Below are 14,773 nucleotides of genomic sequence, written 5' to 3'. Positions count from 1 at the left end.
CCGGCGGCGGGCCGCTCGTCGCGTCAGGGCACGAAGGCCATGGGCCGGGTCGGTTGCGCGGCGGGCATCACGCCCATGGCGATGCCGTAAATCTCTTCCAGCGTCCGCGGCTCCATGAGATCTCCCGGCGCGCCGCGCGCCAGAAGGTGCCCGGCGCGCAAGGCGAGGATGTGGTCGCAGAAGCGGGCGGCGAGGTTGATGTCGTGCAGCACCAGAAGGATGCTCATGCCGCGCGTGTCCGCCAACTCCCGCACGAGGGTGAGCACCTCCATCTGATGGGCGATGTCGAGCGCGGAGGTGGGCTCGTCCAGCAGCAAGGTGGGGGCATCCTGCGCCAGCAGCATGGCGATGAAGGCCCGCTGGCGCTCCCCGCCTGAAAGCGTGTCCACATCGCGCCCCGCAAGATCGGAGACGCCCGTCGCCTGGAGGGCCTCCTCTACCTTGGCGCGGTCCTGTGCGCCGAACCGGCCGAGCGCGCCGTGCCAAGGATAGCGCCCAAGTGCCACCAGTTCGCGCACCCGAAGGCCGGGTGCGGCGGGCGGCTGCTGGGGCAAGTGGCCGATGCGGCGTGCCAAGGCGCGGGCGTTCCACTGCGCGAGCGGCCGCCCCTCGAAGTGGATGGTGCCGGAGGTGGGCGCTTCCTGCCGCGCGAGCAGCTTCAGCAAGGTGGACTTCCCCGAGCCGTTATGGCCGATCAGGCCCGTCACCTGGCCGGCCTTCACCTCCAGGTCGAGGGGGGCAAGGAGAGAGCGCCCCTCCACGGCAAAGCCGGCCCCCTCCAGGACGAAGAGGGGGACATCGGCGCCGGGGCGCGGTACGGGGGAGAGGGCGGTTTCAACGATCACGGAGCAGCCTCCTTCACGGGGCGCGGCGCGGGAAGCGGCTGGAGTTGGCCGCCTTCGAGCATCAGGAGGCGGTCGGCGGCAGCGAAATAGCGGTCGTCATGGGAGATGACGATGAGAGTCCGGCCCGCCAGCTTCAGCTCGGGCAGGATCTCCTCGTAGAAGAGTCGGCGGAAGGCGGGGTCCTGGTCCGCCGCCCATTCGTCGAACACCATCACCGGCCGATCCTGCAACCAGGCATCCACCAGAGCGAGGCGCTTGCGCTGGCCTGTGGAGAGGTCGAGCGTCGACCATTGGGTGCCCTCCAGCGTGACCTTATGGGCGAGGCCGAGCCGATCCAAGAGCCCGAGCGCTCGCCCGGCGCCGCCTTCAGCGGGGCCGTCGAACAGGAAATGATCTGAGAGGACGGCGGCGAACATCTGCCGGTAATCGTCGCGATTGCCCTCGCGCACCGGCTGCCCGTTCCACAGCACGTGGCCTGCGCCGGGCACGTAAAGGCCCAGCAGGAGCTTGATGAGGGTGGTCTTGCCCGCGCCATTGGCGCCGGCCACGAACACCGTCTCTCCTGCACGGATGGACAGGTCGAGGGGGCCGAGCTGGAAACCGCCCCCCGCATCTGCGTGCTGGAACGCGACGCCTTCCAGTCGAAGTTCCCGCAGCGGCTCCAGGGTGGTCCGGCGCGCGGTCTCCTTCGGCCCCTGCAGCGCCCCGAAGCGGCGTGCGACACCCCGGATGCGGCTCCAGGCGATATGCGCCCGTCCCGCCGCCGGCAGATGGTTGAGCAATTGGTCGAGCGGTCCCTTCATGAACAGGAGAACCAGCACAAAGCCCCGCGCCGTCTCCGCTCCGCCCGGATCACCCCCCGCATGCGCGGCCAGCCCCACCACCAGGGCCACCAGAAGGATGAGCAACCCCGAGCCCAGCGTCCGGCAGGCGATGAGAATGACCATCGCGCGGGCCTGGAGTGCGCGGATGTGCTCCGCCGTGGCGACGAATCCGTCGGAGAGCAGGCGTTGACGCCGGCCCCGATGCAGTTGCAATTCCTTGGCGCCCTCCACCAGGGTGCGGAAATGCCGGTGCAGGTCGTCCTCCGCATCGCGCGCCGCCACATAGAGCCGCACGCCGCGCACCCGCGCCCAGAGCTGCAAGACGACGCCTATCACCAGCACGAGGAAGGTCAGGCCGAACAGGAGCGGAGAGAGCAGCGCCAGGTAAGCCAGGCATCCCGCCACCACCACCAGCGCCACCGCCAAGGGGGGCAGCACCGAGGCCATTTCGCTCATAATGGCGATGTCCGAGACCAGGATCGGGATCAGGCGATGGCCGCGGAACTGCTCCAGTTCCCGCAGCGGCGCCCCGAGGATCAGTCGGGCGAGATGGGTGCGCAATTCCGCCACCAGTTTCTGGCCCACCAGGGTGGAGGTCAGGTCCGCCGCCAGGGTTCCGGCCAGGGCCGCGCCCCCGAGACCCAGCACCAGCGCGAGGTTGGCGAAGGAGGTGGGGTCAGCGAGGGCCGCATTCACGGCCGCCAGCACCCCCGCCATGGCCGCTCCACCCACGAGGCCTGCCAGCGCGGCGAGCGCCATTCGGGTGCGGAAGGGCGCGATGAGGCGGGCGAAGGTGAGAGGGGCGTGGGCCTCAATGGTCATGGGCGCGCCGGATCGGGCAGGGGGCAGGTGTCGCACAAATCGAGCTCGGGGATGAGGTAGCGCAGGCAGCACACCCGGCGCTTGCGCCCTTCCGCCGTGTGGCGGACGGCGGCGAAGACAGGATTGCGGGTGCCATCGGGCGCGCGTTCCAGCGCCAGGAGCGCGCGCGCATCGCCGACACCCTCCGCACCCATGGCCTCGGCCTCGCCGGTGAGCCCGTCGAACCAGTTCCCCACATTGCTCCACAACACTTTGGGAGCAATGCCGCTTGCCTTCGCCACCGCCTTCACCAGTGGCGCGACATGGCCCTCCAGGAGGGGCGAGAAGCGGGCGAAAGGGTCGGCGCGGCTGACCGGCGTGCCATCTTGGGGCAGGATGAGGGCCTCGGCGATGCCCTTGGGACCCGGAAGGACGTCGATCTCCTCCAGCGCCACCGGCATCTGCCGGCCGAGCAGGAGATTGGCCGCCAGCACCGGCGTGAGCACGGCGGAGACATGGTGCTTCATCCAGAGGGAGGCCACAGCCCGGCGCTCCGGCTGGGCAAAGCGGCGGGAGAAGAGGGTCATCTGGCTGGTGAGGAAATCCGGATCGGTCAGGTCCGATCCCGGCCGGGCGGTGGCGTCCGCTTGCAGGCGCAGGGCCTCGGCATAGGGCGCAAGGGGGCCGCGGAAGAGGGGGGCAAGCGCCGCGATCATGCGCGGCGCCGCGCCAGCAGCAGGAGGAAATAGCCGCCGCCGATCAGGCTGGCCACCAGGCCCGCCGGCATCTGCCAGGGAAAGGCGAGCGTGCGGCCCAGAATGTCGGCGCAGACCATCAGCCCCGCCCCGAGGATGGCGGCGGCATAGCTCTGCACCAGAGCGCCGCGAAAGCCCAGCAGGCGCGCCATGTGGGGCGCCAGCAGGCCGGCGAAGGACAGGGGGCCGGTGATCAGCGTGCCCGCCGCCGTGGCGATGGCCGCGAGCCCCAGAAGCGCCAGCCGGCTCGGCCCCACCCGCACCCCGAGGCTGCGGCTGAGATCGGCGCCAAGCGGCAGCACGGCGAGCCAGCGGCGCATGAACGGCAGGAGGCAGAGGGCCGCCAGCGCGACCCCGCAGGCGACCAGCGCTTCGCCGGCGGTGACGCCATAGGTGGAGCCGGACAGAAAGGCGATGAGCACCAGCGCGCGCGGATCGCCGCTGAACATCAGCACCGCCCCCAGTGCCGAGAGCAAAGCGGTGAGCGCCATGCCCGCTAGCAGGATATGGGCCGGGGCGAAGGCCGTGCGGCGGCCAAGCGCCATCATGGCGGCGAGCGTCGCGCCCGCGCCGAGGCTGGTGCTGGCGAACAGAAGGGTGCCTTCCACCTGCGGCAGCAGCAGGAGGGCGCCCAGGAGGCCGAGCCCGGCGCCGGCGGCGATGCCGAACAGTTCAGGGCTGGCCAGGGGATTGCCCGTGGTGCGCTGGAGGATCTGGCCCGAGAGCGCGAACAGGGCGCCGGCCGCAGCCGCGGCTGCCACCCGCGGCGCGCGCCAGGGGAGCATCGCCGCGAAGTCCGGCCCCAGGGCGAGGGCCCATCCTTCCGGCGTGCGTCCCAGAACCAAAGCGAGCGCGCAGGCGGTGGTGAGCGCGAGGATAAGCCCGCTTAGGGCGACGAACGCCGACTGTTCGCCGAGGCGCCGCCCCAGGGCGGCGTTCATCACCGGCCCCATGGCGCCGGCCCGGACCCGCCGCAGCAGCCACAGCAACAAGGGCGCGCCGAGGACGGCGGTGACGGCACCCGTGGGCAATTGCGAGCCGAAGGTGGCGGCAACCACTTGGTCCGTGAGGGCGAGCAGCCCGGCGGACTGAAGCGGTGCGCTCCAAAGCCGCGCCTTGAGCGTGCGCGCGCCTGCCGCGCGGGCCAGGGCGGGGCCCGCAAGGCCGATGAAGCCGATTACCCCCACCAGTGCGGCCACGCCCACCGCCAGCGCCACCGCCGCGCACAGCGCCGCCGCGCGCACGGGCGCCACCGCGACGCCGAGGCTGCGGGCGCTGTCTTCCGACAGGTCGAAGGCCGCGAGCGGACGGGCCATGAGGGCTGCCGCGCCCAATCCCGCAACCAGCAGCACCGCCAGCATGCGGGTCGGCGCCCAATTGTTCTGCGCCAGGCTTCCCGCCTGCCAGGCCTGCAGATCGGTGAGGGCCTCGTGGTAGAAGAGCAGCAGCGCCTGTGAGATGCCTTCGCAGAACAGCCCCACAACCATGCCCGCCAAGATGACCACCAGCGGCGCGAAGCGCTGGCGCGCGCCGATGCCGGCGACCGCCAGGAAGCTCAGAAGACCGCCGGCCAAAGCCGGGGCCTCCAGTCCGAAGGCCAGCAGGCCAGGAGAGAACAGAAGCGCGGCCATCACCGCGAGCTTCGCTCCCGCGAAGACGCCGAGCGTGCCGGCTTCCGCGAGCGGATTGCGCAGCACCTGCTGGAACAGCACCCCCGAAAGCCCCAAGGCCGCGCCCGCAAGGAGGCTGACGGCAAAGCGCGGCAACAGGGCCTCGCGTACCATGAGCTGGTGCATGTCGAATGGGCTTGGGGCGAAGGCCGTCCTCCACCAGGCGCCGGGCGGTACCTCGGCGGCACAGGCGCGCGCCAGGAGAGCTGAGGCCAGGATCAGGAGGAGCAGCCCCAACCCCAGGCCGAACGGACCCGCGCGGCTTGAAGACGGCGCGCGCGCCGCAGAGAGGGCGTCAGACACGCGAGCCACCCGCCCCGAGATAAAGGGCCTCGACCTGCGCGACCAGCCGCAGGGCGGAAGCGACGCCGCCGCTTGGATAGATGACGGGCATGGCCGCCACCCGCCCCGCGCGCACGAGGGGCAAGGCCTGCCAGAAGGGGCTTTCGCCCAGCCGCGCGAGGGCGCGCGCGGTTTCCGCGCCCCGGTCGAAATGGATGAGCCCGGCTTCCGGCACAGCAGCGAGATCGGCAATGCCGATGGTGGCCACCCCGCTAGCATTGCCGCGTCCGGCCCAGGCATTGGCGAGGCCGATGCGCGCCGCCACGTCGCCGATGAGGGAGCGGGTGCCGAACACGGCCGCGTGCCGGCCATCCTCCATAAAGCGCACCAGATAGACTGGCCGCGACACGCGCCCGACGAGGCGCGCTTCCGCATCGGCGAGCCGGGCGCGGAGCATCGCGTTACGCGCAGCCGCCTCCGCCTCCCGACCCGTCCTGCGGCCAAGCTCGGCCAGGAGCTCCTGGACACCCTCCACCGGCGCACCCGAGCGCCCGGGCGGGGGCAGGAAGGCGACGGGGGCGATGCGCGCCAATGCCTGCTGGCGGAAGGCCTGCCAGCTCAGGCCGACAATGAGGTCGGGCTGAAGATATTGCATCAGTTCGCGATTGGGCTCCTGCTGGGGCCCCACATCCTCGACCCCCGCTGGCAGCGCCGGCTCCGCGACCAGGCGCTCGTACAGGGGAATGTTGGCCACCGCGAGAGGCGGCACGCCGAGCGTCAGCAATTGCTCGGTCAGCATCAGGTCGAGCGACACCACGCGGTGCGCCCCATCCGCCCGTGCCCGCCCAAGAGCTGGGAGCCCGGACGCCAGAAGCCCGCCAAGGAGAGCCTTGGCGAGCGTCCGACGATCGAGAACGGAACGCAGCGTGACGTCCATGCCTCACCAGCGATAGGTGAGGGTGGCTGTGACGGTGGCGGGAACGCCATAGCGGCAACCGTCCGAACCGGTGCAGGTCATGTATTGGGCGTTGAAGATGTTCTTGCCGTTCACCGCCAGCACCGCGCCCTTCAGGTTCGGATTGGCGGCGCCCAGGTCATAGCGCACCATGGCATCGACCAGCGTGTAGCCGGGGACGGCCGTGCCCACGTCTGGCATGTTCATGTCGCTGAGATAGCGCACGCCGGCCCCGATCTTCAGGCCCCGCACCCCCAGTTCGTCCAGGGCATAGTCCGCCCACAGCGCCACGGTGTTCAGCGGCACCAGGGCTTCGCGCTGGCCGATTTCGGAGGGGTCTACGCTTTGGGTGATGCGGGCATCGGTGTAGGAATAGGCGGCCACCATGTTGAGCGCGCCGAACTTGCCGGTGGCGGAGAATTCGAAGCCCTTCGAGTTCACCTCGCCGATCTGGTACTGCAGGCCGCTCGCATCCGTGGTGACCACGTTGGACTGCGTGATGTCATAGACGGCGGCGCTCAGCAGATAGTTGGCGCCCACGGGCTCATATCGCACGCCGGCCTCATATTGTAGGCCGCTGCTCGGCTGGAAGGCCGCGCCGGTGAAGGAATTGGCGCCCACCTGTGGCTGGAAGGACTGGCTGACGCTCAGATAGGGCGCAAGGCCATTGTCGAAGAGATAGACGAGGCCCGCGCGCCCGCTGAAGGCGCTGTCATTCTGGTTGGTGACCGCATTGGTCTGGTAGCTGGTGCTTTCGGACTGCGCCCAGTCATAGCGCCCGCCCACCAGCAGCACCAGCTTGTCCCACATCTTCATCTGGTCTTGAAGATAGAGACCATACTGGTTGCCGGTGCTGTTGGAGCCGTAATTGACGTTGTAATTGATGGAGGGTGGAAGCTGGTTGTTGTCCGGGAAATAGATGTTGAAGTTGTTGTAGAGGCCGCTGCGATAGCGGTCCGTGTCATAGCCGCGATAATAATAATCGAAGCCGGCGAGCGCGGTGTGGACGATGGGGCCGGTCTCGAATTTCCATTCCAGGCTGGTGTCCGAGGTGACGCCGGTGGATGTATCCTGTCGGTCGCTGGCGCGTCGGATCAGGTTGCCATTGGCCTGCAGCAAGCCCCACTGCATGTAGTTCCAGGTGACGTCCGCCTGATAGTAACGCGTGGCATTGCGCAGGCGCACGCCATTGTCGAACTCATGCTCGAACAGATAGCCGATGGAGGAGGTCTGGGTCTCGAACGTGTCGTAATTGGTATTGCCGATGAACAGGCTGCGGGAGACTTGGCCGCTGGCGAGGGCGGAATAGGGCATCGGCGCGACGAAGCGGGAATCGATTTGTTGATAATTGGCAAGGATGGTGAGCGACGTCGTATCGTTGCGCCAAGTAAAGGCGGGCGCAATATAGATGCGGTCGTCGTTCACATAGTCGATATTGGTATCGGCCTTCCGAAACAGGGTGGTGAAGCGATAGGCCATATTGGGGTTGCCGAGCGCCTGGCCTCCCATGTCGGTGGAAATCTGCGCCCAATCGAAGCTGCCATACTCCGCATTGACTTCGTAGAAGGGCTCGAAGGTCGGGCGCTTGGACACGGCATTCACCACGCCGCCGGGCGAGAGCTGGCCGTAAAGGATGGAGGAGGGGCCGCGCAGGATCTCGATCCGCTCAAGGCCATAGGGCTCCTGGCCGCCGTCATAGACGTTGGACTGGTACTTCATGCCGTCGCGCAACATGCCCATATTGCCATTGGCGACGTTGAAGCCGCGGATCATCAAGTCGTCTACGGTGCGGCTGAAGGCCGGCGACTGGGCATTCACGCTCGGGGTGTATTGGATGGCCTCCGTCACCGTGGAGGCGCCGGTGTCGCGGATCAGGTCGCTGGTCACCACGGAGACCGATTGCGGCGTCTCGATAATGGGCGTAGCGATGCCGGTGGCGGTGGCGCTCACCGTGGCGAGATAGCCGTCCACATGCTGGGTCGGGTCCTCCCCCTGCACTTGGATCATGTCGAGCAGCAGGTCGCTGCTCGATCCGCTGCGGCTCGAGGGGGCCACCAGAGTCGCCGTGCGCGGGCCGGTGGTGCTGACGCTGATCCCGGTTCCGCCGAGCATGATGCGCAGCGCGTCAAGGGGCGTGTGGGCGCCGTTCACCGGCCGGGAGAACAGGCCGTCGGCGAGTGCGGATGAATAACCCACCTGCCAGCCGGTGACGCGGATGAAGGCGTCGATGGCATTGGCCAGCGGCTGGGCGGGAATGGAGAAATTTATCGCCTGGGCGGAGGCCGGTGCCGTTGCCTGCGGGGCGCTCTGTGCATAAGCCGGGAGCGCGACGACGAGCCCGAGGCTTAGCGCACTCGAAGCCAGAAGGACCTGCCCCAGACCGGGGAAACGCACACGTCCACGCCCACCGCGCGCCACACTGGAATTGGTCACAACGCCCTCACCCGACACTCTCGTCCGGGACCGCCCATGCGTCCCTGAAGATGGAACGGGTGGAGGGGGGCGACCTCACAAGGAAAAATCGCGCCCCGTCAAACATTGGAGCTGATGGAGTTCCAAACTGGAAAAAGAGTCCAGCTATCTCAAGATGATGATGCCGCCAGGCAGAAACGAGGCCTGCGCCCCCGCCGCCTCCGCCAACGAACGGATGACGAGCACCGGGTCGTCCAGCCTGTAGCTGCCGCTGACCTCCCGGCGGGCCACATCGCCATTGAGGATGAAGATGCGACCGTCATAGCTGCGCCGGACATCCTCTATCACGTCGCCAAGGGGGCGCCGGCTGAAGCTGAGTCGCCCGTCCAGCCAGGCCAGGGCGCGCTCCGTGTCGACCTTGCGCACGGCGGACAGGCCATTGCGGTTGACCATGACCATGTCGCCCGGGCTCAATGCCGAGGGGGGGGCATTGCCGGCCAGCGCCCGCACCTCCACCCGGCCACGGGCGAGCACCACCTCGTCCGCGCCTTCCCCGAGGCGGACGGAAAAGGCCGTGCCCGTCACCTCCACCTCGCCGAACCGTCCCACCGCGCGGAACGGGCGGGCGGGGTCGGAGACCACATCGAAATAGGCCTCGCCCTCCAGCAAGTGGACGGTGCGGCGGTCGCCGTCGAAATCGATGGCGGCGGCGCTGGCACCGTCGAGGATCATGCGCGAGCCGTCCGGCAATTGCACGGTCCGACGCTCCGCCACAGCGGTGGCATAGTCGGCGCCGAGCCGGGTCCAGGCGCCGGAGAGGTGCGCGCCGCCCACCGCCAGCACCAGCGCCGCTGCCAGGCCGCCGGCGAGCCATCCGCGCCGCGTAAGGCCGGCGCGGCGTTGCGGGGCGGGTGGCGCGAGGGCCACGGCCCGCCGTTCCACTGCTGCGCCGAAAGCGGGGTCGCCCCACATTCCGGCGATCCGGCCATAGGCATCGGCGTGGCGCGGGTTCTCCGCAAGCCAGGCCTCGAACCGCGCCTGCAGTGCGGCGTCAGCGGGCACGGCCTGGAGGCGCGTGAACCAGTCCAGCGCTTCCGCCTGCACCGGGTCCAAGGCTGGGCGGCGTCCGGCGCGTTCCTGGCCGAAAGGTGCCCGGCCTGAAGGTGTGTTATTCACCGGCGATTGCTCCCCGGGGCGCGCGGCATTGGACCCGCAAGGCGGCTGTGGCCGCCCGCACGGAGAGGCGGCACGGCGCGACAGGCGTGGCACGGTCGGATATTGGGCAGGGTCTCACGGCAGCTCGCGCTCCGACAGGGCGTCGAGACAATAAGCGAGCGCGTCGCGGATATCGCCATAGACCGTGTTGGCCGAAACGCCCAGGTGCGCGGCGATGCGAGGATAGCTCCAGTCGTGCAGGCGATTGAGGATCACCGCCTGCTGCGCCCGCTCGGGCAGGTTGGAGAGCGCTTTCTCGAACAGCCGGAGGCGCTCCCCGTCGATCACCTTCTGCTCAGTGGAGACCGCACCGTCCGGCACGTCCGACAGGCTGTTATCGTCCGCCCCGCTCACTTCCACGGCGCGCCGGGTACGCTCGCGCCGCAAATGGTCCACCGCCAGATTGCGGGCGGTCTGGAACAGGAAGGCCTGTACATGCTCGATGGGCCGGTCGCGCAGCACCTTGGCCACCCGCAGATAGCTTTCGTGCGCCAGTTCCTCTGCCACCTGCCGCGAGCCGACAAGGCGATGGATGTGGCTGATCAGCAAGCTGCGCTTGTCGAGAAAAATCGCGTCGATCGACATGGGCATGGGAGACGAACTGGCAGCCAAGGCAGTGGATCGCGCCCCTGTTTCCCCGGCACACGCGCAAGCGCGCGACGCGGCAGACAGTGAAACGGATCTGGATCTGAACCGGCGCCAGATTATACGGGCGCGCGGGGCATCGCCAGCGTCAATCGGCTTGCGCGCTGAACTTGGAAGTCTTCCACTCGCGCGGACGTGCTCCCTGGGTGCCGGACGTGCCGTGCTTTCGATCGTCTCACCGGGCTCGCCATGCCTCCGCGTCCGCCCCGCTGCTGGCCCCTTACGTCCGTCGCTTCGGGGAACGTTCTTGAAAGAGCGCACGCGCAGTGGTCCCCGCCTCGATCTTCACATGCAGGCTGGAGGGAGATCAGCGGGCATGTGTGCAGCTTCAGGCGAGCGGCCCGCGTGGGGCACCGTTCTCACGGCCGGACACGGATGATGGCGTCTGGTGGGCGTGTGTTGCTCAGGGGTTGGAGCTCATCGCTTCTGCTGTCGAAAGCCGCCCGGGCCTCCATGATTTCTTCGGCGTTGGTGCTCGCCCAATCCGCGAGCTGCTTCAGCGTGCGCAGCAAGTTCATGCCGAGGGGTGTCAAGGCATAATCCACGCGGGGCGGCACGGTGGGGAAGACGGTACGTGTCACGATGCCGTCCCGCTCGAGGGTGCGCAGCGTCAAGGTGAGCATGCGTTGCGATATGCCTGCGATGGCGCGCTTCAGTTCATTGAAACGCTTGGGACCGGAGCCGAGCATCACCACGGCGAGGACGCTCCACTTGTCTCCCACTCGGGTCAGAATATCCCGCACGATCAGGCAGTCTTCATCTTGCTGGAATTCGACGGTTACCTCGATGTGCCTCTGTGACATCAAAGTGCCTCCTTGCGCACGGCGCCGGTTCTTTCAATATCCGCCGCATCACGACGGAACCAGGTTACCTGGTGGAACTAGGATGCGTTTCGATGACCATACTCCATGTGGACAGCAGCATAAATGGTGCGAATAGCGTGAGCCGCTCCCTCAGCGCGGCCGTGGTCGCCCGTCTCACGCAGATAAACTCCTCCGAGACCGTGGTGCTGCGCGATCTGGCGGCCCGGCCCCTGCCGCACCTCTCGCAAGTCGGCGGCGGTGATCCTTCGGTCCTAGAGGAGTTTCTCTCGGCCACCACCGTCGTCATCGGCGCCCCCATGTACAATTTCGGCGTCCCCTCCCAGCTGAAGACCTGGCTCGATTATATAGCGGTGCGCGGAAAGACGTTCCAATACGGTGCGAGCGGCCCAGAAGGACTGTGTGGAGGCCTGAAGGTGATTGTGGTTTCGTCACGCGGCGGCATCTTCACCGCGGGCTCGCCTTATGCTGCCTTCGATCACCAGGAAAGCCACCTCACGGCCTTCTTCAGCCTTCTCGGGGTGAAGGATCTGTCCTTCGTGCGGGCCGAGGGGCTGGCGCTGGGCGAAGAGATGCAGCGGCGCGCGCTTGAGGCCGCGCAGATGCAGATCCAGAATCTGGCCGCCTGATCGCGGGGGAGGCTCTCCCGCAATGGGCCTGGGAATGCGCAATCCTCGCATCCCCTGGCCCGCTCATCATGACTGCGCCGTCAGCAAGATGTCGCCCGCGTCATGGCCGAAATCCAGGCGCGCCCAGCGCATCGGGAGACCTTGTATTTCGGCCTCAATGCGCCGGAGGTCTTCGGTCCCGCCTTCACCCTCGGCGTGGACGGCCTGTAAGGAGGTGGCGCAGTTTCTTTACGGCCTCGTCGCGGCGGTAGAGGCCGTACTCCCGAAGTTGCGGCAGCAAAGGCGGGCACCATCTTCTCCTGCCTCGGCGGTTCGGCCGCCATCGGCTTGCCCCTCATAAGCGGCCCTGGGCCCGCGCTCGCGGCCACCCGCAACTTCTCTGTACTCCCTGCATGGCGAGTGGGCCCCGGAGGGCATCCATGTGGGCATGCTGAGGCTGTCGGCGGTCATGCGGGACGGCGGCTGGGACACGGCCATCCGCTCGGGCGAAATCGTCATGGACTTCCCGCCGGGGTTCCAGATCCCCGAGGTCGATCCTGTCGATCTCGGGGATCTGGGATGTGTCGGCCTCTGGCTCGGCGCCGGAGATCGCCTACCCACACCGGGACAGCCCAACCGCGCCACCGGCGCTGGCGCACGCCCGGCACCGCGTGTGGGCCGGGCCCTGGCGGCGTCCCCCACCGGTGAGCAATGCAGATGGATAGGGCGGTCCGACCGAGCCGTGGCCCCGTGGCTTGCGGGGTTTTAGGTGAGTGCAACTCATCGATCGGTGTTTTTTTCGCGTTACCGGCCCGCTGCCAGCTTCGGCATCATCGCCCCCCTAAAAGAAGGCGCGATGAGGAGACGCACGTTGAGCGGCCAAGTTTCTGCCAGGACTGGTGATATCGAGACCACCGGCCTCCCGTCCATGACGGGGGCGGTGCCACCGGAGGCCATGGCCTCTGCCATCCGCTTCCTGGCGGTGGACGCCATCCTGGCAGCGGGCGAGGGCCATCAGGGCGTGCCGCTGGGCATGGCCGAGATCGCCACCGTGCTCTATAGCCGCCACCTGAAGTTCGATCCGGCCGACCCCACCTGGCCCGACCGCGACCGCGTGGTGCTGTCCAACGGGCACGGCTCCACCTTGCTCTATGCGCTCCTGCACCTGACCGGCTATCACCATATCTCCCTCGAGGCGCTGAAGCGGTTCCGTGAACTCGGCTCACCTTGCGCCGGACATCCAGAATACGAGCCAGCCGCCGGCATCGAGACCACTACCGGTCCGCTGGGGCAAGGCATCGCCAACGCACTGGGCATGGCCATTGCCGAGGCGCATCTCAATGCGCGGTTCGGGGATGATCTGGTGGACCATCGCACCTGGGCTTTCGTCGGGGATGGCTGCCTTCAGGAGGGCGTGGGCCAGGAGGTGATCCAGCTTGCCGGCCATCTGCGGCTCGGCAAGCTCACCTTCTTCTGGGACGACAACGCCATCACAGATGACGGCGCGACGGCCCTCTCCATCTCGGAAAACGTCGCCGATCGCTTCCGTGTCGCGGGCTGGCATGTGGTTGAGATCGACGGGCACGATCCTGGGGCGGTGGATGCCGCCATCTGCGCGGCAAAGGCCGATCCGCGTCCTTCCATGATCGCCTGCCGGACGGTGATCGCGCGCGGCATTCCCCGCCTCCAAGGCCAGCGCGGCGGCCATTCCGGCAAGCTGTTTCCGGAGGACCGCGCGGCGATGGCCGAGCGCTTCGGCTGGTCGGGCGGCAGCTTCGACATTCCCGCGCAAATCGGCGCGGCCTGGCGGGCCACCGGCGCGCCGGGCGCCGCCGCGCGGGCCGCCTGGCTCGAGCGGCTCGCTGGCGCGGGTCATGCGGTGCAGGACGAGTTCCGCCGCACCGTCGCCGGCACCCTGGCTGCCGGAGCGCGGGAGACGATCCAGGCCTACAAGGCGGGTGTGGCAACCGAGAGCAAGGCGGATTTCTCCATCGCCACCTCCGGTGACATTGCGGCGGCCCTCTATGAGGTGCTGCCCGAGATCATGACCGCCTGCGCGGACCTGGAGGCGCCCACCAACCACAAGCGCCAGCTCTCCGCCTTCACCGCGCACGAGCGAACCGGGCGCTACATCCATTGCGGCGTGCGCGAGCATGCCATGGGCGCGCTGGCCAACGGCATGGCGGCCCATGGTGGCGTCGTGCCGCTCGCCGTCACCTATCTGCCCTTCTCCGACTATGAGCGGCCCGCCTTGCGCATGGCGGCGCTCATGGGGCTGCCGGTGAAATTCGTATTCAGTCACGATTCCATCGGCATCGGGAAGAATGGACCCACCCACCAGCCAGTGGAGATCCTCGCCTCTCTGCGCGCCATGCCCAATATGAGGGTGCTGCGCCCGTGCGACGCCGTCGAGGCGGCGGAGGCGTGGGAAATCGCGCTGGAGCATCGCACGGGGCCGGTGGCACTCATCTTCGCGCGCCAATCGCTGCCGGCGCTGCGCCGGGACGGCGCGCCGCTCAACCGCTCGGCGCGGGGCGCCTATCTGCTCCAGGAGGCGGAAGGCGGGGCGCGGCGCGTGACCCTCCTCGCCACCGGCTCGGAGGTGCAGATCGCTGTCGATGCCCGGGCGATGCTCCAGGCGCAGGGCATTCCCACCGCTGTCGTCTCCATGCCCTGCTGGGACCTGTTCGAGGCGCAGGACGAGGCCTATCGCCGGGCCGTGCTGGGGGCGGGCACGGTGCGGGTGGCGGTGGAGGCGGCGGTGAAGTTCGGCTGGGAGCGCTGGATCGGCGAGGAGGGAGGCTTTGTCGGTATGACCGGGTTTGGGGCCTCAGGTCCCGCGGATGCGCTGTACCGGCATTTCGGCATCACCGCAGAGGCGGTCGCGGATGCAGCGCGCGCGCGGCTCTGAGGTCGGCGCGCGACCTGCAAAGATTGGGA

General features: G+C 68.4%; 11 protein-coding genes. 2 read left to right on the top strand and 9 right to left on the bottom strand.

Annotated elements, in window-relative coordinates; all coding sequences use genetic code 11:
- Nucleotides 1–23 precede the first annotated feature (23 nt).
- The 9 genes from J5J86_RS05315 to J5J86_RS05275 all read right to left on the bottom strand — a co-directional run bounded on the left by J5J86_RS05315 (nt 24) and on the right by J5J86_RS05275 (nt 11,207).
- On the bottom strand, nt 24–845 hold the full coding sequence (locus J5J86_RS05315) for an ABC transporter ATP-binding protein (RefSeq protein ID WP_247658077.1): 822 nt from the start codon (nt 843–845) through the stop codon (nt 24–26).
- A complete protein-coding gene (locus J5J86_RS05310) occupies nt 842–2,491 on the bottom strand; it encodes a cyclic peptide export ABC transporter (RefSeq protein WP_209103839.1) in 1,650 nt (549 codons plus the stop codon). Before J5J86_RS05310 ends, J5J86_RS05315 begins: the two co-directional genes overlap by 4 nt.
- Complete coding sequence (gene fhuF / locus J5J86_RS05305; RefSeq protein WP_209103838.1) at nt 2,488–3,186, bottom strand: siderophore-iron reductase FhuF; 699 nt, start codon at nt 3,184–3,186, stop codon at nt 2,488–2,490. Before fhuF ends, J5J86_RS05310 begins: the two co-directional genes overlap by 4 nt.
- Nucleotides 3,183–5,198 (bottom strand): Fe(3+)-hydroxamate ABC transporter permease FhuB, encoded by a 2,016-nt coding sequence (gene fhuB, locus J5J86_RS05300; protein WP_247658074.1) that lies wholly within the window; start codon nt 5,196–5,198, stop codon nt 3,183–3,185. Before fhuB ends, fhuF begins: the two co-directional genes overlap by 4 nt.
- Entirely contained in the window at nt 5,191–6,114 is a 924-nt protein-coding gene (locus J5J86_RS05295; RefSeq protein ID WP_209103837.1) for an ABC transporter substrate-binding protein, read from the bottom strand. Before J5J86_RS05295 ends, fhuB begins: the two co-directional genes overlap by 8 nt.
- Before the next feature lie 3 nt (nt 6,115–6,117).
- Nucleotides 6,118–8,565 carry a TonB-dependent siderophore receptor gene (locus J5J86_RS05290; protein WP_209103836.1) on the bottom strand — a complete coding sequence of 816 codons (2,448 nt, stop codon included), beginning with the start codon at nt 8,563–8,565 and terminating at the stop codon, nt 6,118–6,120.
- 144 nt (nt 8,566–8,709) lie between these two features.
- Nucleotides 8,710–9,648 carry a FecR family protein gene (locus tag J5J86_RS05285; RefSeq protein WP_247658422.1) on the bottom strand — a complete coding sequence of 313 codons (939 nt, stop codon included), beginning with the start codon at nt 9,646–9,648 and terminating at the stop codon, nt 8,710–8,712.
- Between the two features lie 186 nt (nt 9,649–9,834).
- Entirely contained in the window at nt 9,835–10,350 is a 516-nt protein-coding gene (locus tag J5J86_RS05280) for an RNA polymerase sigma factor (protein WP_247658068.1), read from the bottom strand.
- A gap of 413 nt (nt 10,351–10,763) precedes the next feature.
- A complete protein-coding gene (locus J5J86_RS05275) occupies nt 10,764–11,207 on the bottom strand; it encodes a winged helix-turn-helix transcriptional regulator (protein WP_209103834.1) in 444 nt (147 codons plus the stop codon).
- A gap of 92 nt (nt 11,208–11,299) precedes the next feature.
- On the opposite strand from J5J86_RS05275, the gene J5J86_RS05270 reads away from it, so the two are divergent.
- Together J5J86_RS05270 and tkt are read left to right on the top strand one after the other, a co-directional pair.
- Nucleotides 11,300–11,854: an FMN-dependent NADH-azoreductase gene (locus tag J5J86_RS05270; protein WP_209103833.1), complete on the top strand. Its 555-nt coding sequence runs from the start codon at nt 11,300–11,302 to the stop codon at nt 11,852–11,854.
- 907 nt (nt 11,855–12,761) lie between these two features.
- Nucleotides 12,762–14,744, top strand: coding sequence for a transketolase (tkt, locus tag J5J86_RS05265; protein WP_209105248.1), 1,983 nt, complete (start codon nt 12,762–12,764; stop codon nt 14,742–14,744).
- Nucleotides 14,745–14,773 lie beyond the last annotated feature (29 nt).

Source organism: Aquabacter sp. L1I39 (assembly GCF_017742835.1).
Taxonomy (GTDB): Bacteria; Pseudomonadota; Alphaproteobacteria; order Rhizobiales; family Xanthobacteraceae; genus L1I39.
The sequence above is the reverse complement of the archived record's forward strand: the minus strand, read 5'-3'. Positions and strand labels throughout refer to the sequence as shown.

Coding starts and splice junctions, on each gene's coding strand:
- J5J86_RS05310 (WP_209103839.1), bottom strand. CDS start 2,491: ATGACCATTGAGGCCCACGCCCCTCTCACCTTCGCCCGCCTCATCGCG.
- J5J86_RS05270 (WP_209103833.1), top strand. CDS start 11,300: ATGACCATACTCCATGTGGACAGCAGCATAAATGGTGCGAATAGCGTG.
- J5J86_RS05275 (WP_209103834.1), bottom strand. CDS start 11,207: ATGTCACAGAGGCACATCGAGGTAACCGTCGAATTCCAGCAAGATGAA.
- tkt (WP_209105248.1), top strand. CDS start 12,762: ATGACGGGGGCGGTGCCACCGGAGGCCATGGCCTCTGCCATCCGCTTC.
- fhuF (WP_209103838.1), bottom strand. CDS start 3,186: ATGATCGCGGCGCTTGCCCCCCTCTTCCGCGGCCCCCTTGCGCCCTAT.
- J5J86_RS05295 (WP_209103837.1), bottom strand. CDS start 6,114: ATGGACGTCACGCTGCGTTCCGTTCTCGATCGTCGGACGCTCGCCAAG.
- J5J86_RS05280 (WP_247658068.1), bottom strand. CDS start 10,350: ATGCCCATGTCGATCGACGCGATTTTTCTCGACAAGCGCAGCTTGCTG.